Source organism: Butyrivibrio sp. VCB2001 (assembly GCF_000423965.1).
Classification (GTDB): Bacteria; Bacillota; Clostridia; order Lachnospirales; family Lachnospiraceae; genus Butyrivibrio.
In genome coordinates this window covers 85,217-109,173 of the sequence record NZ_AUIZ01000012.1, presented here as the reverse complement: position 1 = coordinate 109,173, position 23,957 = coordinate 85,217, and the positions used below count along the sequence as shown (strand labels likewise).

Genomic DNA, 23,957 nt, shown 5'->3' with positions numbered 1-23,957 from the left:
CTGTTATAAGTATCACTTAAATGAAGCGAAAGCCTGCTCCAGATCGGCAATGAGGTCGTCCGCGTTCTCAATTCCAACTGAAAGTCTGAGAAGCCTGTCGGTAATTCCGTTCTTGGCCAAAAGATCCTTAGGCACGTCCGCGTGGGTCTGTGTTATGGGATAGGTTATGAGGGTCTCGGTTCCGCCAAGGCTCTCTGCAAAGTAGATGAGCTTAAGGCTCCTTAAAATATGTTCCACAAGCTCTTTTGACTCCACTTCAAAACTCAGCATTGCGCCAAAGCCCCTAGCCTGCTTTGAAGAGATCTTGTAGCCGGGGTGCTCCGGAAGCCCCGGATAGATCACCCTTGTCACGTACTTATTTGTCTTAAGATACTCAGCGATCCTGAAGGCATTCTCCTGAGCCCGGTCAAGTCGTACCGATAAAGTCCTGATTCCCCTTAATATCAGCCAGCTGTCAAAGGGCGAAAGGCCGGCGCCTGTGGTTTTGTAGATATAGCGTAGGCGCTCATCAAGCTCTTTATCCTTGACAACAACGAAGCCACCGATGGTATCGTGATGTCCACCCAGGAACTTGGTTCCGGAATGGATAACGATGTCAGCCCCCAGATCCAGCGGATTCTGGAAGTAGGGCGACAGGAACGTGTTGTCCACGATCAGCAGCGCATCCCTCTTGTGGGCTTCCACAGCCAGCTCTGCAATGTCCGTAACGTTCATCATAGGATTTGTGGGCGTTTCGAGATACACAGCCTTGGTATTATTCTGGAAAAGAAATCTGTAATCCCCGCTGCTAAGGTCGCCTGTGGTGAAGGTCAGACCATTCTTTTTGCTGATCTCGTTAAAGAGCCTGATGCTTCCGCCATAAAGATCGGAATCCACAATGAAGTGATCATCTGGTTTAAAGAGCTCCATCACAGCTGCAACTGCCGCCATTCCGCTGGCAAAAGCCATGGCATCAATGCCGTGTTCAAGCGATGCCACAACGTACTCCAGCTGCTGCCTTGTTGGATTCTGCATTCTTGTGTAATCAAAGCCGGTGCTCTCGCCAAGCCCCCTGTGAGCGAAAGTCGCCGACTGATATATGGGGAAGCTCAGAGCGCCCCACTGATCTGCAATCGACTTGTCATTAAGTTGGCAGACCGTCTCTATACTGTAATTTTCCATCTTTGTCTCCTCCCAGGGAGTCAATGGGGACGGTTCTCTTTGACTCCTTTTTCGCCACTTCATCTTATATGTCTACTTTTCTGAAAAAAGGAGTCAAAAAGAACCGTCCCCGTTGACTCCCTCACTAAGCTGCTCCAAAGCCTGCTTCAATATTGACCTCGGACATGCTATGTTGATCCTCTCAAAAAGATTGGTCTCTCTGCCAAAGATGATTCCCGGATCAAGCCAGAGCTTAGCTTTATCAACTATGATTTTCTCAAGCTCCTTGTGATCATTCGTCACTTCCGAGAAATCAAGCCAGATAAGATATGTTCCCTCAGGTTCAATGAGCTTAACCTGTGGAATATTCTCTCTTATGAACTCCCTCACGTAATCAAGATTTCCCTTAAGGTACTCCAAAAGCTCATCCAGCCACTGCTCGCCCTTAGTGTAGACCGACATGCAGGCAACCATTCCCAGGACGTTTGGCTGTGAATAGCCGGCGGCTTCGTTTTCTCTGTCAAAAGACCTGTGCATTTCCTTATCGGGAATGATAATATTTGCAACCTGAAGTCCCGCCAGGTTAAAGGTCTTGCTGGGTGAAGTTCCGAGAACAAGCTTCTCTCTCAGTTCCGGCGCAAGGCTCATGAATGAAGTGTGCTTAAATCCCTGATAAACAAAGTCTGAGTGGATCTCATCCGCAAACACATATACATCATGCTTTTTGCAGATCTCCGCAAGTCTTGTCAGCTCTTCAACGGTCCACACTCTTCCCACCGGATTATGTGGACTGCAGAGCAGGAACATCTTTACATTGTTATCAATGATCTTTTTCTCAAAATCCTCAAAATCTATTTCATAATGTCCGTCCTTGTAGACGAGCTGATTGTTTACTACTTTTCTTTTGTTGAGAACTATGGTCTCATAAAACGGATAGTACACCGGCTGCTGTATGATAACAGCATCGCCGGGCTCTGTAAATGCCCTGATGGCAATGGCTATGGCGTAGACGACTCCCGGGGTAACCGTGATGTCTTTTCCATCAAAAGTAAAACCATGCCTTCTCTCATACCACTCTTTTACAGTGTTTCTATATTTATCACCCGGATCCGTGTAGCCGAATACTCCGTGCAGCACTCTGTCCGAGATGTCTTTTATCACTTCTTCGGGAAGCCTGAAATCCATGTCAGCAACCCATAGCGGAAGCAGGTCATCCCTGCCCTTTCGTTGCATACCGAAATCCCACTTGATGCAGTCCGTATTTCTTCTGTCGATATATTTGTCAAAATCGTATTTTCCCATAGCCACCATATCCTGTTTTTTATTAATGAGTCACCGGGGACGTTTCATTTTGACTCAAAATGAGTCAAAATGAAACGTCCCCGGTGACTCATTTTAATTATGATAATTGCTCCACAGCGAATGAGCCGTGGAGCAACCTTAAATATGTTATGAAAAAGAAACTATTATGAGCTTTATCAATCTGCAAAGAGCGGTGTTGAAAGATATCTGTCACCTGAGTCGGGAAGAAGCACTACAATGTTCTTGCCCTTGTTCTCTTCTCTGTTTGCTACGATTGTTGCTGCCTTAAGTGCAGCACCTGATGAAATACCAACCAGGATTCCTTCTGAAACTGCAAATCTCTTGCCCTCAGCAAAAGCATCCTCGTTCTCGATTGCGATTACTTCGTCATAGATCTTGGTGTTGAGTGTGTCAGGCACGAAACCTGCGCCGATTCCCTGGATCTTGTGAGGTCCAGCTGTTCCCTTTGAAAGAACGGGGCTTGTTGCGGGCTCTACAGCGATAACCTTAACGTCAGGATTCTGCTCTTTTAAGTACTCGCCTACACCTGTAACTGTTCCGCCTGTGCCAACACCTGCGATGAAGATGTCAACCTTGCCGTCTGTCTGCTTCCAGATCTCAGGACCTGTTGTAGCCTTGTGGATTGCAGGGTTTGCAGGGTTTACAAACTGTCCGAGAATGATAGCTCCGGGAATCTCGTTTGCAAGCTCCTCAGCCTTGGCGATGGCACCCTTCATGCCCTTTGCGCCCTCTGTGAGAACGATCTCTGCGCCGTATGCCTTAAGAAGATTTCTTCTCTCAACACTCATTGTCTCAGGAAGTGTAAGGATTGTTCTGTATCCCTTGGCTGCTGCAACTGCTGCAAGACCGATTCCTGTGTTTCCGCTGGTAGGCTCGATGATTGTTGCGCCTTCCTTGAGCTTTCCGCTCTTTTCTGCATCCTCTATCATTGCAAGGGCAACTCTGTCCTTAACTGATCCTGCTGGATTTAAGTACTCAAGCTTTGCAAGGATCGTTGCTCCAGTAGCTCCTGCGTTCTTGCTGTAATTGTTCAGCTGAAGAAGTGGTGTTCCCCCAATAAGTTCTAATGCGCTCTGCTTTATATCTGCCATGATTTTTTCCTCCAATCAATTATGTTCTTTTGTTTTGATATATTGATACTATCACGGCAAAAGAGCTTTGAAAATTAAAGAAAGCTTATCGGGAGGTATAAGGTCTGCTTATCCGCCCCCACATTTTAGTATTAATCATAAAGATCGCTGGAAAGATATCTGTCGCCATTATCGGGAATTATTGTAACTATGTTCTTGCCCTTGTTTTCGGGGCGCTTAGCCACCTGTACTGCTGCCCAGAGCGCTGCGCCTGCTGAAATACCAACAGAGAATCCTTCAAGATGAGGAATAAGTCTTGCATACTCATAAGCATCCTCATCAGTTACATCAATTACTTCGTTAAAGAGCTCTACTTTTGTCACAGGAGGAGTTGCTCCGCCGCCGATTCCCTGAATTTTGTGAGGTCCAGGTTCTCCGCCGTTTAAAACTGCGCTTCCCTTTGGCTCAACTGCAATGATCTCAACATTAGGATTTTTCTCGCGAAGATAATCTCCTGCTCCTGAAATGGTTCCGCCGGTTCCTGATGCAGCAAGGAAAATATCAACCTTGCCATCGAGGTCTTCCCAGATCTCAGGACCTGTTGTCTTATAGTGTGCTCCGGGATTAGCAGGGTTTCCGCCCTGTCCCATGATAACTCCGCCCGGAGTCTTCTCTAATATCTCGGCTGCCTTTGCACCTGCTCCTGCCATGTTGAGCTTGGAATCGGTAAGTACTACCTCTGCTCCAAAACTCTTAAGGGTAAGAAGGCGCTCCTTTGACAGATTATCAGGCATGCAGATGATGCATTTGTAGCCCTTGGCTGCAGCAACTGCCGCAAGGCCGATTCCTGTATTTCCGCTGGTTCCCTCTATGATGGTTCCTCCGGGTTTAAGTCTGCCGTCTTTTTCTGCCTCTTCAACCATGTTAAGAGCAGGACGTGCCTTAACGCTTGCAGTAGGATTGAAGAACTCGAGCTTTGCATAAATGTGAGCTACCGTATCCTCCTTCGCCTCCAGCTTGTGAAGCTGCACTATCGGTGTGCGTCCAACAAGTTCAAGTATGCTGTCGTATGTCTTTCCCATTTTGTTGTCTCCCCCATTCCGTTATTTGACTATTTCTATCTCTGCCTCTGCCAGAGCCTTCTCGGAAAGCTCGTTTCCGATTCCCGGAAGATCCGGAACACTAAAGTATCCGTCTACAGGCTGATAGTCGTATACGCAGAGTTCAGTGCATCTCTTAAGTGTATTGTTTGTGTGATGCTCATGGATGATAAAGTTAGGTATAGCTGCCTCAAGATGAAGAGCTGCTGCCACGCTGATAGGTGTGTTGCAGGTGTGGGTCTGGATCTGCGCTCCGAAGGTCTCAGCCAGGTCAGAGATCTTTCTGCCCTCTGTGATACCTCCGCAGTTTCCAAGATCGGGCTGTGCAACATCCAGATATCCGTTCTTAAGCAGGTGCAGAAATCCTCTTCTTGTGTAGCTCCTCTCTCCTGTTGCAAGAGGTATGCTTGTAGCCTCTCTGATCCTCTTGTAATCAAGCTCATCCAAAGGATTGGCCGGCTCCTCAAGAAGCATCGGATGGAATGGCTCAGCCAGCTTAGCAAACTGGATTGCTGTTGATGCACCAGTTATGCAGTGGTTCTCAAGGATCAGCTCCACGTCCTCACCGATAACTTCCCTTACAGCCTCAAGCTTTTTCTCAATCTCTCTCATGGTCTTTACAGAGAGATGATTCTGTCCCTCGTCACGGCTTATGTGCCTTCCCTCAAAATCCTTGGCAACAAAGTCGATCTTGACACAGGTATATCCCTCATCAACTGCGCTCTTGCAGGCATCCTTCAAAAACTGAAGGTCTCCCGGAGAGCCAAGAAAGTCCTCATACTTCCAGCCATTCTGTAACTGGCTGGCGTATGACCAGAGCTTATCTCTGTACTTACCTCCAAGGAGCTCATACAAAGGAACGTTAAAGAACTTACCTTTGATATCCCAGAGCGCCGTATCTATTGCGGAGATGGCGGCCATGATAACGCCGCCGTTTCCCTTTGCCCAGAAAGTATTAACGAGTTCTGTATAGATCACATCATTAGATAAAGGATTCTTGCCGATCAGAAACCTTGAGAACGAGCGAAGAAGCTCGATACATCCAAGAGAATAATTCATGATGGATACTCCCGCTTCTCCGTATCCGTATATTCCCTCATCAGTGTTTATCCTGACAATTACAGGTGTCTGGCCTGCACTTGGCAGGGCATTTAGTTTAATGATATCTACAGATGTTATCTTCATGTCTATCCTCCATCACTCTGTGATGATCGGGCTATAATCCTCGCCGAGGTACTTTATATCAATCTCAGTTGAAATACCTTCTTCGATTACCTGCTTAAGAGCCGCATTGATATCCTCTGCAAGCTTGGTGTTGTCCTTGCCAACGATGAAATAGCTGTAACTTGATGACTTAACATTTGTAAGGTCAAAGGTATTTACATCAAACTTGAACTCAGGTCCATAGTAGCCGTTGTACATAGGTGCATCGATGATAAGGAAATCCTCTTTTCCTGATTCAACATCATAGAGCTGTGAAAGAAGCTCAGCCTCAGTGTAATCAATGGTAATCTGTTTATCGGGATGCTCCTCATTATATTTCTCAACTACTGTTGTCTTATCGTTTCCGGCGGTGCCTACATATTTTGTTCCTGCAAGCTCTGTCAGATCCTCAATGCTAGTGATATCGATATTCTTATTAACTACTGCAATGTAGTGATTTACCATCTCCGGATCTGTGAAAAGATATTTTGCTTCTCTGTCAGGATTCTTGGCAATGTTGTTTACACCAAGGTCATAGATTCCTGCATCAATTCCTGTGAAAATTGAAGGGAACTCGGTAACTTCAATTTCAAGCTCATACTGTGGAAGCTTATCAAAAACAGCCTTGATAAGTTCAATGTTCTGTCCAACGAGATTTCCCTCTTCATCAATGTAAGTAAATGGTCTGGGATTTCCACTTGTTGCTGCATGAATCACAGTAACTTCGCCTGCTGCCTCTGCATTATCTGCAGCTTCCTGTGCCCCATCTGCTGTCTGCTCGGTAGTCTCCTCTGCTCTCTGTGCTCCTGCAACTTCTGCTGTATCAGATGAACTTCCGCAACCTGCGAGTGCTCCAAGTGCAAGCAGTGAACTAAGTACCAATGAAATAACTTTTTTCTTCATAACAATGATCTCCTCTCTTTTTGTTATTGCAATTATCCATTAGCACCCTTTATTTGTAAAAGACACTGTTCTTATAGGCAGTTATAAGAAAATGTTATTATTTCCAATAGCTGATACTTCCATCGCTTACGACCGCAGCACTGGTGCCTTCTCCGTGGTCTGAAAGAGCTAAAAGCACCTCTCTCCAGGTCCTTGCCAGCACCACTTTTTCAGGCTCATCAAACTGGGCTTTCGTGAAATGATCCGGGAACGGCGTATAGAAAATAAGCCTTCCGCACTTCATCTTCGGTCTGTCCTCAAACTTCTTAAAAAGAGTTCCTCCGCTGTTCTTCCCGAACGGGCCAAAGGTATAATGCACAACCTGCCCGGTCTCGCAGTGATTTATCAGCACAATGTCTCCGCCCTTTTTAAGCACCTGCGAAGCAATCTTCACAGAAATAAGCGCCTCATTGTATTTGGCATTTGCATTGACTATTACAACGTCATTATTCTGATTCTGTGGAAGTGTAAGAGCGTTGACTTTGCCCGATGATGCGGCTGCGAAATAGTACTCTTTAAGGGGATTTCCCGCGTAGATATCAACTATCTGAAGCTTGTCATTGATGACAGCATCAATCTTGAAAAAGCTTCCCACCATGGAAGTCATGCTCTCAATATCCGTTCTGAATCCGCAGTCGTTTTTCTGGGTTCCAAACTTTGTAAACTGACCTCTTCCATGGTTCGCTTTTGTAGTTATTGCGCCTGCAATGCCAGGGAAAAGAATCTTTCCTCCCCCGCCGAATCCGTTCATGGGATGAGGCGAAACAGAACCGATCCCGATCCTGACATCGCACTCCATAAACTCCCTGTTTATGAGCACCGGCTCTCCGTCCCTGTCTTTTCCGATCTCCACCAGGTTTCCAAAGGCGTTGTGATTATATACCGGATAATTCTCCACAATGTCTTTTCCAAGTTTCCTGACAAAATCCACTCTGGTCATAGCTCCGTGGGTTCCGAGAGCACAGATGAACCGGATGTGGTCCTTATCGATTCCGTTCTCTTCAAGCTCCTCCAGGACCACCTCCGCAATCTCCTTAACAGGAGTTCCTCTGCTCAGATCATCAAAGACAATAACAGCTTCACTTCCGTGTCTTGCAAGCTGCTTCAAAGTTTTAGAATCTATAGGATTTCTTATCCTGTCCCGGATCAGCTCTTTTGGCGCCGGAGGCATCGTATCAGCCACCGTCCCGTGGTATGTAACCTTCCAGTCATCCGGAAGATCAATTTCAAGCGGCTCATCATAGCCGTCCTTCCAGGCATTCTGCCATACTTTATATTTAGGCATAATATTCTCCCGTGATCAGCCCGTCATGATGTTCTTAACGAGCTGTGTTGTTTTCACCAGTTCTTCTACAGTTGTGTACTCGTTTACCGTATGGATCTCATGCATGGCATTGTAGATGCACAGACCGTCGATTCCGTTCCTCACCAGCACGTTGTTGTCACTTCCACCGAATGATTTCTTGGGAAAAGACCTTTCTCCTATTACCGAAAGTGCCTTGTTGTATAGTTCCAGAGCGCTTCCCGTCTCGTTCTCGTTGGCCTTGTAAGCCTTCAGCCTTATATCGCTGAAAAACTCTACCGCCGCACCAATCGCAGCTGTCTCTTCCTCAAATACCTTCCTGACATTCTCAAACGCTGCAAGTGCATCCTCGTGAATCGCACTTCTGATCTCGCCCTTTATCAGCACCTGTGCAGATACTGCATTGCTGACAGTTCCGCCCTCAATGGTTCCAAAGTTAAGCGATGTATGATCGTCGACCCAGCCCTGCTTAATCCTGCTGATTGCACTCGCCGCAGCAGCTATGGAATTTATGCCGTTCTCTGGCTCAAATCCCGCATGTGCCGACTTGCCCTTTACCGTTATCTCAAAGTAAATAAGCGTCGGCTCCTGAGATGAGTACACTCCGAAATCACCGCTGCAATCCGGAACAAAAGCTTTCTTTGCCTTCACTACGGAGTAGTCAAAGGCCGACGCGCCAACCGTATATGTCTCCTCCGCAGGCGTAAACAAAAACTCGATAGGTGCATGGTCAGCACCCTCCAGAAGGACCTGCCTGTAGCCTTCATAAATAACAGCAAGGGCAGCTCTGTCGTCTGCCCCAAGTACTGTAGTTTTATCACTGGTTATTTTTCCGTCCTCATGGAGGATTATTTTTTTTCCAATTCCCGGAGATACCGTATCCATGTGAGCGCAAAACAGAATCGGATCAGCATCTTTAAGGCTGCCATTTCCCGGTACGGAGCCGAACAAATTTCCCGTATCGCCTCCGATCTTTTCTCCAGCTTTATCCTCAAGAAGTTCCACTCCAAGCTCTTTCCATATCCGTTTAAGATGATCGGCAACTTTTCTCTCCCCGTAGCTTATGCCGTCAATCTCAGCAAGCTTTATGAATGAATCCGTAATCCTGTCTGCAATCTCTTTTCCCATGGTTTTACTCCCGGCGTTTAATCATTACTCGTTCTTTAAAAGACCCTTAAGAGGATTGATGCTCGCATCAACTCTGAGCGGACTGTTCTTTGGATCTGAAGGATCTCTGTCAGCATGTGACTCAAAGTTCCAGTGTGAAACAGAAATCTCGCTCTGGTAATCCTCTACTGTCTCTCCCTTAGGGTGACGTAAGTAAATATCTCCGTTAGGATCGGATGAAAGTGCAGCTCTGCTGCCATCGTCAGCCCAGAGCTTATCGTAGTCGATCTGGCTTGAAATTCTTACGTTGTAGTCTGCAAAGAGAGCATCTCTGTCTCCGCCTCTTCCAAGTACAAGGTCATGTACAAATGTTGCATTTTTGAATGCAGGAATGTTGTAAAGTTCCTTCATGTAAGCGTAGATGTTGGGATAATCCGCAATCCTGTGCTTAGTAGGTCCTACATTTCTGAAGTAGCTTGTATCCCATCTCACAATGGTTACAAAGAATCTGATGTCAGAATCTGTGATGTAATCTCCGAAGAGGAATCTGTTCTCGGAAAGTCTCTTTTCCAGCTTATCCAGTGAATCATAGAAGTCATCAAAGGCCTCATCATAAGCTTCAACAGACTGGCAGAAAGCCATTCTGTAATGTCCGTTGTTTACGTGAGGGAAGAGCCAGTCGTTGAACTCGTCGATGACATCCCTGTACTTAACAGGATAAAGGTCCGGCGCATCCTCAGGCTGAAGAGCTCTGAAGTTAACCTCAAGGTAGTTGGTCATTCTGTGGTAGTCATTGTTAACTGCCTTCTTTTCCTTGATATCAACGATAGTAGGTGTTGTTGCTCTGCCCTTAAAATCAGGGTTTGCTCTCTGATAAAACTCAGAGAGGAAGTATGCTCCGGTTCTTGGATCCTTAAAGCCCTCCTGATCACCAAAGCCGTGTCCATATCTGTTAGTCTCTCCGCTGTGAGAAGTTCTGATGTCGTAGATGACATCTGTAAGGCCAAGTATATCTCTTACAATAACGGGTCTGTTTGACCAGTTGCAGCCCTTCATCCAGTATATCTGATATCTTCCTGCCTCAGGCTTCCACTCGCCTTCGCCCTCTCCTGCCTTAGCAATGAAAGCATTGGGCTGTCTTACAAATGCGCCTCTCTCATCAATCTCATTTTTAACTTCGCTTGGTCTTGGTGGAACGCCCACCTCTTCTGCGAACTTTGCTGCAAGTTCATCTGTGTATCCGTCTGCAGGTGCTCCTGCCTGTGTCTTTTTCCTGTGTTCCTCTAAGCTGCATGCGTTTCCCATTTTTTCTCTCCTCCTGATATGATGATCAAATAATATAATCCGGCTGGTTCATTAAATTCATTTTTGCAAAGAAGTCTTTTGTTCTCTGATTCTTAGGATGCTCAAAGACATCTGTCGGTGTTCCGTCTTCCACGATGTGTCCCTTATCAAGGAAAATAACTCTGTTTGATACGTTCCTTACAAAGCTCATCTCGTGGGATACAAGAAGCATCGTATAGCCCTTACCTGCAATCTCTTTTATAACATCCAGAACCTCCCCAACAAGTTCGGGATCAAGAGCTGATGTAGGCTCGTCCAAAAGAAGGAGTCTAGGCTTCATGGCAAGTGCTCTTGCGATGGCAACTCTCTGCTGCTGTCCGCCTGACATGTGCTTTGGATAGTGATTTGCCCAGGCTGTCATTCCAACCTTTGCAAGCTCTTCAAGCGCAATCTTTTTCGCCTCTTCCTTGGACATTTTCTTTACTACGATAAGACCTTCCATTACGTTTTCCAGAGCTGTCTTCTTCTCAAAGAGATTGAATCTCTGGAAGACCATTCCTGTGTTCTGTCTTATCTCGTTTATATCCTTCTTATTCTTTTTGGACAGGTCAATTGTCTTTTCCCCAAGATTAATTGTGCCCTTCTCCGGGATCTCAAGCTGGTCTATGCAACGAAGCAGTGTTGATTTACCTGTGCCCGAAGGTCCGATTATTCCTATTACGTCGCCCTCGTTGATGTTTAGGGAAACATCTTCAAGAACTATATTGTCGTGATATCTTTTTGAAAGTCCATCTATCTGTATCATGCCTTTACCTCATCTTCCGGAATGTAGTTTGCCACCTGATCCGGTATGGCAATCTTCTTCTCTGCTGCCTTAAGTAACTGTTCAATGATGATAGTGATCACCCAGTAAATGATGGCAAGAGATACATACACTTCGAAGTATCTGTATGTTCTTCCGCCGAGGATCTTGCCCTGGGCTGTCATCTCAACCACTGCACAGGTGAAGGCCAGTGATGTTCCTTTTATTACTGAGATAAAGGAATTTCCAAGGGATGGAAGTGCAACCGTGATTGCCTCGGGAAGGATGATTCTTCGAAGTGCCTGAAGGTATGTCATTCCCAGCGCACTTGCTGCCTCGATCTGTCCCTCTCCCACAGATAAAAGAGCTGCTCTGATGAACTCTGCATTATAGGCTGACTGGTTTATGCCGAGCGCGATTACCGCGTATACAAAGCCTGAAACCTCAGCCACCTTGAAGTCCGTTCCGTTCTTGGCATTGAACCACTTAAAGAACATCGGGATTCCAAAGTATGCGATGTAGAGCTGCACCAGTATCGGTGTTCCTCTGATCAGTGATATAAAGAATGTTGCGATGTGCTTAAGGACCGGAACCTGACGGATCTTGATGATCGCAAGTATAAGTCCCAGGATAATTCCGATAAGCATCGAAATAATTGAAAGCTCAAGTGTTACCGGGAGATACCTGAGCAGATCCGGTATCTGTGTAAATACCAATTTGAAATCAAATAGATTAGCCATACCTCACTCCTCGTTTCCTTTGTTTTATTAAATGCAATTATGCTTGAGGCCGCTATCTTTGTAAAAGACATGGTTCTTATAGGTGGTTATAAGATTTCTTTATGATATCTTCTTTTCTACCAGTACACATGAGAATCCGAGCGGATTCTTCTTGGGTACATAATCCCTTGGAATATCATCGTATGCTGTAGATAATCTGCTCTCAAAAGGATGCGGATCAACGCCCGGAACCAGCTCATATCCAACTTTTTCATAAAATCCCTGTGCTCTGTCCTGGCTATTGATCACAATTCTTGAGACGTCTCTTTCAAGGATCCACTTCTCAGCTTCCCCAATAAGAAGAGTTCCTATTCCGCTTTTCTGATATTCTCTTGTAACGCATACTCTACCGATCTTGCCGATATCATCTGCCGGAAATGTAATCCTGCAACCTGCAACAGGCTTCCCATTATCCACAATGATCACTGCCTTATAATCTTCATCAATTGGCTCATCATGACTATATTCTGCTTCTATAGGAATCCCCTGCCCGAAAACAAAAGCATCGGTTCTTGCATATTCATAGACTTTATGCTGCCACTGTGGCGAATCTTTAGTAACTCTGTATATGTCCATGGTTTTCTCCTATCTTATCTGTTTTTTTGACCTGTATTTATGTTCGGGATCCTTGCTAAGTTTTTCTCTTCCGTGAGGTTCTTTCCAGATAGAAAGATCAGGACCTGCGGGAAGAATATTCAGCGGATTGGTCTCAAGGCAGCACAGATGATAGTGCTTCTTTATCGCGTCAAAATCCGTATTTCCTCCAAAGGCTTTTTCCTCATAAAGATCTCTTGCGTATCCCCAGAGATTCGGATAGTCCTTCAGCATCTTCTTATTCACTCTAAAGCCGTTGAAGTATGCCACATCAAATCTTGCAAGAGTGACATAGAGTCTTACGTCGGACTCTGTTATGTAGTCGCCAAAGAGAAATCTCTTTTCCGAAAGTCTCTCCTCAAGCTTGTCAAAAGCGTTAAATACAAGATGGAATGCATCCTCGTAAGCCTCCTGACTCTTGGCAAATCCAGCCTTGTAAACGCCATTGTTGACGTCGTGGAAGATAAAGGCGTTGAGCTCATCTATCTGATCTCTAAGTTCTTCCGGATAAAGATCCGGTGCGCCTTCTTTGTGGAACTTATCCCATTTTGTTTCAAAGTACAAAGTGAGATTAAAGTAATCGTTGTTTACAACCTTGCCTGTTGTAACATCGACAAGCGCAGGAACGGTGAATCTTCCGTCGTAGTCGGGGTCTGCCTTCTTGTAGGCTTCTGAAAGGAGCTTGATGCCAAGAACCGGGTCTTTATCATCCTCATCAAGGGTAAAAGACCAATCTGACCACGGAACGTCGGGTCTTATGGGATCAAGGGTTCCAACCGAGATAACATCTTCAAGTCCCATGAGCTCTCTAACGATGATCGATCTGTTTGCCCAGGGGCACACAGGTGCCCACAGAAGTCTGTATCTGCCTGCTTCTACAGGAAGCTCTCCTTCTCCATCACCGAAAGGTGTGGTAAACCTGTTGGGCTGTCTTTCAAATTTTCCGTTCTGCTGTACTTCTTTATTTGTAACGTGATCTACTACTGCCACTTTTTTATCCCCCTCAAATCACAAGTTTTCCGAATTTCTCCGCTCTGTTATTTGGCTCTTCCCATACGCTATTATCAGGTCCAAGCGGAAGTATGTTGTTGGGATTTTCCTCGGCACCAAGAAGGTAGCCTCTCTTTATTGCGTCAAAATCCGTTGCATTTTTAAATGCCGGGATAGAATATAGCTCTTTTGCATAATTCCAGAGATTCTCATAGTCTCTTATGCGCTTTTTGTTGAGCCTGAAGCCAAAGTAATAAGCAGTGTCAAAGCGTGCAAGCGTTACATAGAGTCTAATATCTGAGTCGGTAAGTCTGTCGCCAAACAGGAATCTGTTGTCCTTAAGGTGGTCTTCAAGCCAGTCAAGTCTGTCAAATACAAGCTTGTAGTTGAGCTCATACTGCTCCTGAGATCTGGCAAATCCGGCTTTGTAAACACCGTTGTTGATCTCGTTAAAAAGGATTTCATTAAGAGCATCTATTCCGGTTCTGAGTTCCTGTGGATAAAGGTCAGGTGCGCCATCTTTCCAGAATGGTTTCCATACTGTCTCCCAGTAGTTGGTGAGCTTGTGATAATCGTTGTTAACAACCTTTCTCGTCTTAACATCAACTATTGTCGGAACTGTAGCTCTGCCCTGATATTCAGGATCTGTCTCAGCATAGATTTCCGGAAGATAGCGTATCCCTAGTACCGGATCAACTCCACCTTCATCCAAGGAAAACTCCCACCCCTTATCGGTTCTTACAGGTGCAACCTTACCTACACTTATAACGTCCTCGGTTATTCCAAGAAGACCAAAGGCAATGACCTGTCTTGTGGCCCAGGGGCAGAGCGGAGTCCAGATGAGTCTGTATCTGCCTTTTTCTACAGGGAGCTGTCCCTCTTCGTTTCCAAAAGGCGTATCAAACCTGTTCTGCTGCCTTACAAAGGCTCCGTTATCTGCGATTTCTCTTTTAAGCTCAGATGAGGCAACATTGCCAAATCCTGAATTATTCTTGTTTTGTTCTTCAATCTTTTTTCTGTGTGCTGCAAGTGAGCATGCAGCTGCTTCAAATTCCGGCATATCTACCTCCAACATTTATATGATTTCAGGTCCTCTGAATATCAGATGATAGGGATTTCTTTCATCCTCCAGTTCCAGAAAGGCCTGCTCTTTTTCTTTTACAATGTCAATAGAATTCCTTATTTCTTCTATACCTGAGAGCTTTTCGATATATCTTTTCAAATTCGGATAATCGGTAGCCTTGGCAAAGTTTAGCTTGCTCAGATAGTAGTAGATGTGATCGTGACGAAGAAGTATCTTGTAAAGCTCCTTATCTGCCTCACTTATCTCATCTCCCAGAAGAAATTCGGAATCACTGAGCCTGTCGTTAATACTTTCAAAGGCGTCTTCCTCCTGATGAGCCCATCTCTCAAGCTCGTTCTGATAGTTTGCCTCTGCTGCCCTTTTAATGGGCTTAATGAGAGCATATTCAAGATATTCTTTTTCATGTTCCAAAGTATCATGGCTAAAAAGTCCATTGGCATTTTCCTCCAAAGTGAACTTGTGCTCAGGGTCTTTTGACAACTTCTCTCTTCCTGTGGGAGCAAGGAGCTGGCGATTGTCAGGGCCTGTTCCTATGAGGCCGTAGACGTTTCCGAGCTTAGCTCTCATGTGAGGAGAAAGCTGGTAGTGCTTCTTGATAAGCTCAAGCTTCGTATATTCATAGAAGCCCTTTGTCTGATAAATGTCTCTTGTATATCCCCAGAGATTCGGGTAGTCCTGAAGTCTTTTCTTGTTGACGCCAAACACCAGGTGATAGTTGATGTGGAAACGGATCAGGGCTACATAGAGATGTATATCGGACAGTGTGATATGATCACCATTTATAAATCTCCTGTCTTTCAGCCTCTCTTCCAGCGTATCTAAAGTCTTGAAATAGTTTTCAAAAGACTCATCGAAGGTCTCCTGGTCCCTCGCAAAGCCGCATCCGTAGGCGTCTACCTTCTTGTTGATAAAATCGCTCCACTCGTCTATTTCTTCGCGAAGCGCCTTAGGATACAGATCCGGTGCGTTCTCTTTGTGGAACTTTTTCCAATCAAGAACAAAATATTTGGGAATGTTCACCGGATCGTTTTGCACAATCGCTCCTGTTGTAACATCTGCAATCGCAGGAACCGTGGACCTTCCGGTAAAGGTTGGATCTCCTTTTAAATACGCGTCATCGAGATAATGGATCTTCAGAACAGGATCAACTTCCCCAAGGTCCTCTGAGAACACCCATCCTCTCGGGTCTCTGAGTATGCCGGTTTCACCAATGCTGATAACTCTGTCAAGGCCAAGAAGGCGCAGTGTAATGACTGCCTTATTCGAATGCGGACATCCCGGCATCCAAATGAGTCTGTATCTGTCTGCCTCCACAGGTAGTTTGTCTTCTCCGTCCCCAAACAATTTATCAAAGACAAATTTCCTTCCCTCAACCTTTCCCGTTGTCTTATTTATCTGCTTTTTGAATGTATTCTCAAACAGCTCCACTGTCTGAAACGGCACTATATATGACATACCTGCCTCCCCTTTATACCTCGATCCTTGAATCCGGATTTTTCCATGTAGGTCCCTTCATATCGGATCTGTCTTTTTCATCCTCAAATCTGTAATCCTTAGGAAGGAAGAAACCTGCGTTTTCAAGCCATCCAAGCTCTTCCTCAGTTGCATCAAACAGTTCCAGCGCCGTCTTGGCTCTTCTAAAGCCAAACTTTTCATACATCTCCACAGTGTGCGGATGAGTGTAAAGAATTACATTCTGACCCTTAAGCTGCTCCAGGAGCTTACCTATGAGCTGTCTTCCGATTCCCTTTCCCTGATATTCCTCATCAAGGGCAACGTTGTAAACAGCTGCCTGGAAGAGTCCGTCAGAGAGCGCCCTGGCAACTCCTACTATACGTTCGCCGTCGTATACAAATACGACGGCGTAGCTGTTCTCAAAGACAATCTGTTGCTCTTTTGCAGAGTGGTCGGAGAGGTGGGACTTTCTAAGCACCTCAGCAACCTCTTCCCAATTGATATTCTCTTTTGTTGTCTTATAAGTAATATTCATAATTTAGTTTGTCTTTCCTGCGTTAAGGATTTCATCTTCAGGTGACTGGTCAACTCCGCCAAAGAACTGCTCTGAGAGTTTCTTTAATGTTCCGTCTGCTTTGAGCTGCTTGATTGCTTCATCAATCTTATCTCTGAGTTCTGTCTCATCCTTAGGAAGAATGTAGTATGCATAGAGGTTATCAGCGATGAGCTTAACTTCGTCCTCAGGAATGTTTGACTTGTCGATATCAAATCCGTACTCATCAACATAAGCTGTGTACATAGGACCATCAATGATTCCGAATGATGTCGTTCCGTCCTGGATGTGCTGAAGCTCAACTGTTGTATCTGCCTCTGTGTATGTAATGTTGATCTGTGCATCAGGATTCAGCTCGTTCCAATGCTCGATTGCATTTGTTACTGATACGCCCGCACCACCTTCGAATGAAAGTCCTGCTGCATCTGCAAGTGATGTGATAGGTGTCTGGTCCTTACCATATACGAACACGTAGCTTACTTTATCATAAGGAAGTGAATATAGATATGAGCTCGCTCTCTCTTCGTTGTATGAGAAGTTGTTAACACCGATCTGGTAGTTACCTGCGTTAAGTCCTGCAAATACTGAAGGGAAATCTGTAACCTCGATCTCAAGATCGTATTCAGGAATAATGTCGAATACTGCCTTCAATACCTCAATGTCATAACCTGTAGGCTGATCATCCTCTCCAACATATACGTAAGGCTTGGGTCCGCCACCTGTTGCAGCCTTGATGGTCTTCACTTCAACAGCCTGTGCCTGATCTGCTGTCTCTGAGCTTTCTGTCTTTTCTGTTGCTTCCTCTGCCTTTGTCTCAGCTGCATTTGCACTAGCTGTAGCAGCCTCTCCGCAACCTGTAAGTGATCCAATAACTAACGCTGTTCCTAAAACTGTAGCAATGAGATTCTTTTTCATATCTTTGTCCTCCTCAAAACTTAATCAAATTTGTTATTTAGGATTATGCTTTAGCCCGGCTCCTTTGTAAAAGACATGGTTCTTATAGGGGGTTATAAGTTTTACTTATCCCCTACAACACTGTGGCTCCTCTGTGCCCACTACCGTTTACCTGTCAATGGGCCTGTATCCTTCCTTCCTGCCATAAAATGAAGCTTGAAAAAAGATTGCGTTCAAGCCTTTTACCTGTCAAAAAGCCCCAAACACCCCTTTCTGCCACAAGCTCATCCAACACCTTCCTGAAATCTGTGGCAAATCCGCACTATGTCGCTTCCGGGACATGATAAAAGCTTGCACAAAGCGCTACTCCTTCCTGAAATCTGTGGCAAATCCGCACTTCATCGCCTCCGGGACATGAAAAAAGCTTGCCCAAGGCGCTACTCCTTCCGGAAATCTGTGGCAAATCCGCACTTCATCGCCCACGGGACATGAAAAAAGCTTGCACAAGGCGCTACTCCTTCCGAAAATCTGTGGCAAATCCGCACTTCATCGTCCCCGGGACATGAGAAAAGCTTGCACAAGGCACTATTCCTTCCGAAAATCTGTGGCAGAATCCCACTTTATTGTCCCCGGGACATGAGAAAAGCCCCGGCTGACCAATACCCCAACATCCCTGCCCCGCTTAGTGACCAATACGCGCAAAAAAAGAAGGAGGCAAGGGACAGTACGCTGAGCTCTGTGCTCGGGCAGCCCTTGCCGCCTTCTTTTTTTGTGCTACAATTCATTTTCTGCGGGGCAGAGATGTTATGCTCTCCTCATAACTTATACCTATTCTCCCCAAATGCCAGTTTCTCAAAATCCTCCGCCGGTACAGGCTTCGAGAAGTAGTATCCCTGAACCATCTCGCAACCGTGTCCCTTAAGGAATTCAAGCTGATCGCCGTTCTCTACACCTTCGGCTACAACCATGAGCTTTAGGCTCTTGGCGATGTCGAGGATCAGCTCGATCATGCGGATGTCTTTCTCCTTGCGCTCTTCGGGTTTTTCTATCTTGTCGATGAAGCTCTTGTCGAGCTTCAAGATATCAACAGGCATTCTGGAGAGCATGTTCAGCGACGAATAGCCTGTTCCGAAGTCATCCATCTCTATGATGTAGCCGCGGCTCCTTAAGTCTCCGACTACGCCGATGATCTGCTCGGCATCATCCGTGTAGGCTGACTCTGTAACCTCCAAATGGAGCGCAGCTCTTGAAATGCCGTTTCGTTCAATAATTTCATCGATATTTTTGATCAGCTCCGGCTCGAACATATCCATTCTGGAGAGATTTACAGATACCGGAATGGATATGCCATATTTCTCTTTCCACTCACCTATCTGCCTTGCAGCTTCATTCCAGACATATTTATCGATCTGTCCGATCTGTCCGTTTCTCTCAAAGAGATTTATGAAAGTTCCGGGAGGTATCATGCCCAGATCATGGTGGTTCCATCTTACCAGCGCCTCTGCGCTCTGCAGAATAGGCGGATCTGCCTGAACGTTGTACTTAGGCTGATAGAAAACAACAAATTCATGTTGTTCCAGCGCGTACTTAAGGTCGTTAGTCAGCTTCTGCTCGAGGATTTCTCTTTTCCTCATCTCCTCATTAAAGACCATCATCCTGTCATGATGTCCGCCTCTTACCATGCTGCTGGCTGTTCTCGCCCTGTCAAATAGTTCAATCGGACCAAGATCCGGCTGATAAGGCATAACACCCATCCTGATGCGTATGCTTACATTTTCGGAAAAGACATCCACAGCCCTCTGAAGTCTTTCGTAAATTCCCTTGTAATCATCAGTGTGCAGACAGTAAATATAGAATCTGTCAGCTGTAGATCTGCAGGCGATTCCATCATTCTCACCTACATAAGCCTTGACCTCTTCGCCAAGTGCGAGCAGGACTTTATCACCGAAATCCCAGCCATAAATAGCATTTACTACATGGAACTGTTCGATGTTTAATGCAATTGCATCAAGCTTATAGTCAGGATTTTCATTGTGCATTCTGTTTGCATATTCAAAGAAATAGTTCCTGGTGTATAGCTTGGTCAGAGGATCAAGCTCCGTAGCATCGATAAGTTTCTGCCTGTCCAAAGCCTTTCTATCCGAGCGAACCTTTGCCACCGTAAGCAGAAGCATGATAAACAGGATAACTGCTGCCACAGCAAGGAATGATGCTGCATTGTCCTGAAGGTAATCCTCAAATGTGACTTTATCAGTAGAACTTGCATATCGTGACAGGTTGGTCGCAGTTTCACTTGAATCTGTGAGAACAACCAGCTTATTCATGATAGAATACAGCTCGCTGTTTCCTTTTTTCACCGCAAAGGCAAATTCCATGTTCTGTCCCGTTGCCAGGAGGGATAGCTTGTAGCGCCTTCTAAGTCTGTCAACCAGCGTTATTCGATAGCTGTTTACGAATGTACAGTCTGCATCTCCCATATAAACAGCTTTGTAGCATTCTTCAAGTGACGGTTCAAATACAATTTCCCAATCCGGATAATTGTCTTTTACAAAGACCTCAAAATTGACGCTTCCTGACAGAATTGCAGCCTTAACATTCTCATCAGTGAAGATATCTTTAGGATTTCCGGGTTTTACAACAGCAAAGATCTCGGTTTCCATTAAGGATTCCGTGCTAAGCAGTCCCATATTCTCAGCATCTGACGGACTTAAGAAGATTGGAGCAGCAACATCTATTTCTCCGTTCTGTAGAGCAGATAGGCATCCCTGTGCAGTAGCGTAAGGAACTGTTTCAAATTCTATCCCGGTATCTTTGACATTATCAGGCACAAGTGCAAGGAAGTCTCCCAACGCGCCTGCCAAAACGCCTCTCTCGTCCGTAGAGAATGGCATGTAGTTGTTTCTGTAGCCCACTCTGATCTTTCCATGTCCGGAAAGCCAGGCGATTTCTTTTGCCGTAAGATATGTATTAGTCTTTGCTGACCAGATATACTTCTGAAGGAGTTTCTGGTTGTAATACGGGTTCTCATTCTGGATCTTTGCCATGGCTGAGTTCAGCTCTTTTATAAGATCCGTACGACCTCTGGTCACGGCAAAAAAGCTCTCGGATGAGCCAACTGAACATACAGGCATGCATCCTTCCCTGTTGCCGTAGGATTCCACGGTCACATAGGCGTCTATTTCGCCCTTTTTCAGCATTTCAAAACTTTCGTCAACAGATGAATCCATGAGTTCCAAAAGGTCAATCTTTATGCCTACATTATCAGCCCATTTTTTAATATATTCAGCCTGCATACTGTCTTTGTCGGCTGCAAATACTTTTCCGTTAAATGTGTTTATATCTTCAAGACTCATTTTGTCGTTTCCGGCCTTGATGAAGATATAGTAAGTCTCCGATGTCATCGGAATCCTGGAATACAGGATATCCTCTGCCCTTTCTTTGGTGTAGGAGACATCGCTGAGCATGTCGATCTCACCGTTTCTTAGCATCTGTAAGAGTTCCGGCCATGTTCCATCCACATATTCGTAGGTCCAACCGGTATAGGCTGCGATCTTTTGCTGATAATCGTAGGCAAGACCCGAGCGCCTTCCGAGCTGATCAAGGTGGCAATAGGTCGATTCATACCAGCCAACGCGGACTTTCTTTTCCTCGCCGGCATTTACTTTTGCCGTAAAAGACATAAAGACAGTTCCGATCAGAATAACTGCAAGCAAAGCAAGCGCAGTCATCCGAAGGACCTGCCTTATAAGAATACTTCTATGTAATTTGTGACTCTGATTCAGTTTGTGAATATTCATACTCACCTATAGCTAAAGGAAAGTGCACATTATTACATTCTAATTTTAACATAATAGTGTGTACCAAATTATTAAACGTCCATAAACATTACGCAAACATTACATAACATTGACTTTCGGAAAATATTTATTGTTTTACAATAAATTTATATTGCAATTCGAAAAAGGACGTGCTATAAAGAAAATATACAAGTACTTGGAGGATAACATGGATAACAAATTGAATATTTTCGTTAAGACTATCTTGGATATGTGCTTCTACTTCGGACTTTTGGCAGTTGCATCTGTCCCCTTCACCTTGAGATACTCAGTTCAGATGACGATCCGAACCCTGGGTGAGCAGACAGAATACGCAGCCATTGCGGATCACTTCTGGTACGCAGTAGTTTCGATCATGGCTGTAGGAGTCTTCACACTCCTCATACTGTTTGAGCTCAGGAAGATGATGAAGACAGTAATTGATGATAACTGTTTTGTGGAAGCCAATGTTAAGAGCCTATACCGAATGGGCACTTACGCATTTGTCATCGCAGGCATCAAGATCTTTAGATGCTTTGTATATTTCACCACCGCCGCTGTGGTCATCGCCGGTGTATTTCTTTTTGCAGGACTCTTTAGCAAGGTTCTTGCAAGAGTCTTTGACAGAGCAGTGAAATACAAGCAGGAAAATGATTTAACCATTTAACGGGGCAGGTGAAAGATATGATCGTAATAAACTTAGATGTCATGATGGCTAAGAGAAAGATGGGCCTTACGGAACTGGCCGGCAAAGTCGGTATAACCCTGGCCAATTTATCCATCCTCAAAAACAACAAAGCAAAAGCCGTAAGGCTTGAGACCCTTGATGCAATATGCAAGGCACTTGAATGTCAGCCGGGAGATATCCTGGAATATGTTGACGAAGAGGAGAACTAAGTATGGATACCAATAATCAGTCATCACAGTATAACTATAATCAGCAGCCGGTAGCTCCACAGCCGGTTAATCCGCAGGTAGCCGGTTCGCAAATGGGTAACGTGGTTCAGATGCAACCCGTGGCAAGAGGAAACGCCGAGCACTTTAAGAAATACGGACTGTTATCCGTAGTCTTCGGACTTATCTACGGATTCTGCCTTTACAACAACCACTCAAGCATTACCTACCCAATATTCATGGTCTGCGCTCTTGTTATTTTGAAACTCATAAGAGCCAAGGATGGCTTATCCCTAATCACAGACTGCAATGGTAAAAGAGCTTTAGGTGTATTTTACGTAGTTTCCCTATTGCTGCTCTCAGTGCACAGATGCCTTACAACAAGCTTTGCCCTGAACTTTCTTGAGAGATGCGCGATCTTCCTGCTGCTCTTTAGCTACATCATTTATCTCTACGCAGACACAACAGGATTTGATATAGGCGCATGGGTGATCAGCTTACTCATCACTTTTATTAAGCCTCTTGAGCATCTTCCAAGCCCGGTTTCGGATTACAAAGCTCTGAGGAGATCCAGAGCCACCGAAGAGATCAGCGACAGAAAGAAAACCGTAAACGCAGTGCTTTTGGGTCTTGCAATTACTATTCCGCTTCTGCTCGTTATCGTACCGCTCCTTGCTTCAGCGGATGCAGTCTTTGAGCACATGCTCGATGGCCTCTTTAAGGATATTGATATTCCGGAGTACATCTTCCATTCAGTAATGATGTTCTGCACAGCTATAGTCGGCTTCTGGTGTGCTTATACCATTATCACCTCCATGGTAAAGCAGGAGCTCAAGGTAAAAGCAAGAAGCGAGGGCAAGACAAATCCTGTTATAGCCATTACCTTTACAAGCATTATCGGACTTGTTTACATCCTGTTCTGCGCAATCCAGCTCCTGTACCTTTTCAGCGGTAAGATGGCTCTTCCGGCAGGCTACACCTACGCAGAGTACGCACACGAGGGATTCTATCAGCTGCTTGCTGTATGCGTTTTGAACATTGTAATGGTTTCGATCTGTCAGGCATTCTTTAAAAACTCCAAGGTTTTAAAGGCTCTTTTGACAATAATCGCTGCCTGCACTTACATCATGATCGCATCATCGGCTTACAGAATGATCATGTACGTAAGGGTTTATCACCTGACATTTTTAAGGCTCTTTGTACTCTGGTTTTTGGCAGTGCTGTGCTTCTGGCTTTCATTCCTTATCATCAGCATGTACGTGAGAAGCTTCCCTGTATTTAAGGCATGCATGGTAGCCATTACCCTGGCATTTATCGCCTTCATCTACAGCAATCCCGATTACCGGATTGCAAAGTATGACCTTCAGGCAACTGCCAACAAGATTGATGAATATACTTCTGTTGCAGAATATATCGAGGACAGTCTGTCATTCGATGCCGTTCCTGCCATTAAAGATGATGCAGAAGTACTGGCCAAATTCAAGAAGTATCATGATCATGAATTTGAGAACAAGGATTTTGTCGGCTTTAGAAGATTTAACTTCTCCTACTACAGAGCTCAGAAGATACTTGGCAAATAAGTTTAACGGACACAAAAAAGCCGAGCGAATCATAAATCGCCCGGC

21 protein-coding genes are annotated in these 23,957 nt (G+C 45.1%); 3 read left to right on the top strand and 18 right to left on the bottom strand.

Annotated elements, in window-relative coordinates; genetic code table 11:
* Positions 1–12: 12 nt before the first annotated feature.
* The 18 genes from G589_RS0111635 to G589_RS21220 form a co-directional block, all read right to left on the bottom strand.
* Entirely contained in the window at positions 13–1,161 is a 1,149-nt protein-coding gene (locus G589_RS0111635) for a trans-sulfuration enzyme family protein (protein ID WP_026522266.1), read from the bottom strand.
* 93 nt (positions 1,162–1,254) lie between these two features.
* On the bottom strand, positions 1,255–2,442 hold the full coding sequence (locus G589_RS0111630; protein WP_026522265.1) for a MalY/PatB family protein: 1,188 nt from the start codon (positions 2,440–2,442) through the stop codon (positions 1,255–1,257).
* Between the two features lie 176 nt (positions 2,443–2,618).
* The gene (gene cysK, locus G589_RS0111625; protein ID WP_026522264.1) at positions 2,619–3,554 is read right to left on the bottom strand and encodes a cysteine synthase A; all 936 of its coding nucleotides are present in this window, start codon (positions 3,552–3,554) and stop codon (positions 2,619–2,621) included.
* Between the two features lie 131 nt (positions 3,555–3,685).
* The gene (gene cysK, locus G589_RS0111620; RefSeq protein WP_026522263.1) at positions 3,686–4,615 is read right to left on the bottom strand and encodes a cysteine synthase A; all 930 of its coding nucleotides are present in this window, start codon (positions 4,613–4,615) and stop codon (positions 3,686–3,688) included.
* 21 nt (positions 4,616–4,636) lie between these two features.
* Positions 4,637–5,818 (bottom strand): mandelate racemase/muconate lactonizing enzyme family protein, encoded by a 1,182-nt coding sequence (locus tag G589_RS0111615; protein WP_026522262.1) that lies wholly within the window; start codon positions 5,816–5,818, stop codon positions 4,637–4,639.
* Between the two features lie 12 nt (positions 5,819–5,830).
* Positions 5,831–6,739 carry a transporter substrate-binding domain-containing protein gene (locus tag G589_RS19770; RefSeq protein WP_051192344.1) on the bottom strand — a complete coding sequence of 303 codons (909 nt, stop codon included), beginning with the start codon at positions 6,737–6,739 and terminating at the stop codon, positions 5,831–5,833.
* Between the two features lie 97 nt (positions 6,740–6,836).
* On the bottom strand, positions 6,837–8,063 hold the full coding sequence (locus tag G589_RS0111605) for a lactate racemase domain-containing protein (RefSeq protein WP_035775958.1): 1,227 nt from the start codon (positions 8,061–8,063) through the stop codon (positions 6,837–6,839).
* 15 nt (positions 8,064–8,078) lie between these two features.
* Positions 8,079–9,209, bottom strand: a complete 1,131-nt coding sequence (locus tag G589_RS0111600) for a M20/M25/M40 family metallo-hydrolase (protein ID WP_026522259.1) — start codon at positions 9,207–9,209, stop codon at positions 8,079–8,081.
* Between the two features lie 24 nt (positions 9,210–9,233).
* Complete coding sequence (locus tag G589_RS19765) at positions 9,234–10,493, bottom strand: glutathione S-transferase C-terminal domain-containing protein (RefSeq protein ID WP_081669024.1); 1,260 nt, start codon at positions 10,491–10,493, stop codon at positions 9,234–9,236.
* 25 nt (positions 10,494–10,518) lie between these two features.
* Positions 10,519–11,277: an amino acid ABC transporter ATP-binding protein gene (locus tag G589_RS0111590; protein WP_026522258.1), complete on the bottom strand. Its 759-nt coding sequence runs from the start codon at positions 11,275–11,277 to the stop codon at positions 10,519–10,521.
* Entirely contained in the window at positions 11,274–12,014 is a 741-nt protein-coding gene (locus G589_RS0111585) for an amino acid ABC transporter permease (RefSeq protein WP_022770492.1), read from the bottom strand. Before G589_RS0111585 ends, G589_RS0111590 begins: the two co-directional genes overlap by 4 nt.
* Positions 12,015–12,113: 99 nt before the next feature.
* Positions 12,114–12,629: a GNAT family N-acetyltransferase gene (locus tag G589_RS19760; protein WP_022770490.1), complete on the bottom strand. Its 516-nt coding sequence runs from the start codon at positions 12,627–12,629 to the stop codon at positions 12,114–12,116.
* A gap of 9 nt (positions 12,630–12,638) precedes the next feature.
* On the bottom strand, positions 12,639–13,637 hold the full coding sequence (locus tag G589_RS0111575; protein ID WP_026522257.1) for a glutathione S-transferase family protein: 999 nt from the start codon (positions 13,635–13,637) through the stop codon (positions 12,639–12,641).
* A 13-nt stretch (positions 13,638–13,650) separates the two neighbouring features.
* Positions 13,651–14,697, bottom strand: coding sequence for a glutathione S-transferase family protein (locus G589_RS0111570; RefSeq protein WP_081669023.1), 1,047 nt, complete (start codon positions 14,695–14,697; stop codon positions 13,651–13,653).
* A gap of 15 nt (positions 14,698–14,712) precedes the next feature.
* Positions 14,713–16,176, bottom strand: coding sequence for a glutathione S-transferase C-terminal domain-containing protein (locus G589_RS19755; protein WP_051192343.1), 1,464 nt, complete (start codon positions 16,174–16,176; stop codon positions 14,713–14,715).
* A gap of 13 nt (positions 16,177–16,189) precedes the next feature.
* Positions 16,190–16,711, bottom strand: coding sequence for a GNAT family N-acetyltransferase (locus G589_RS19750; RefSeq protein WP_051192342.1), 522 nt, complete (start codon positions 16,709–16,711; stop codon positions 16,190–16,192).
* A gap of 3 nt (positions 16,712–16,714) precedes the next feature.
* Positions 16,715–17,644: a transporter substrate-binding domain-containing protein gene (locus G589_RS0111555; protein WP_026522255.1), complete on the bottom strand. Its 930-nt coding sequence runs from the start codon at positions 17,642–17,644 to the stop codon at positions 16,715–16,717.
* Between the two features lie 794 nt (positions 17,645–18,438).
* Positions 18,439–21,351 carry an EAL domain-containing protein gene (locus tag G589_RS21220; protein WP_051192341.1) on the bottom strand — a complete coding sequence of 971 codons (2,913 nt, stop codon included), beginning with the start codon at positions 21,349–21,351 and terminating at the stop codon, positions 18,439–18,441.
* Positions 21,352–21,628: 277 nt separating this feature from the next.
* Between G589_RS21220 and G589_RS0111545 the strand changes: the two genes are divergently transcribed.
* From G589_RS0111545 to G589_RS0111535, 3 genes are read left to right on the top strand one after another with little or no spacing between them, the layout of a single operon-like run.
* Positions 21,629–22,105, top strand: coding sequence for a DUF2975 domain-containing protein (locus G589_RS0111545; protein ID WP_026519844.1), 477 nt, complete (start codon positions 21,629–21,631; stop codon positions 22,103–22,105).
* Between the two features lie 17 nt (positions 22,106–22,122).
* A complete protein-coding gene (locus G589_RS0111540; protein WP_022764961.1) occupies positions 22,123–22,335 on the top strand; it encodes a helix-turn-helix domain-containing protein in 213 nt (70 codons plus the stop codon).
* A 2-nt stretch (positions 22,336–22,337) separates the two neighbouring features.
* Entirely contained in the window at positions 22,338–23,912 is a 1,575-nt protein-coding gene (locus G589_RS0111535; RefSeq protein ID WP_026522254.1) for a DUF4153 domain-containing protein, read from the top strand.
* Positions 23,913–23,957 lie beyond the last annotated feature (45 nt).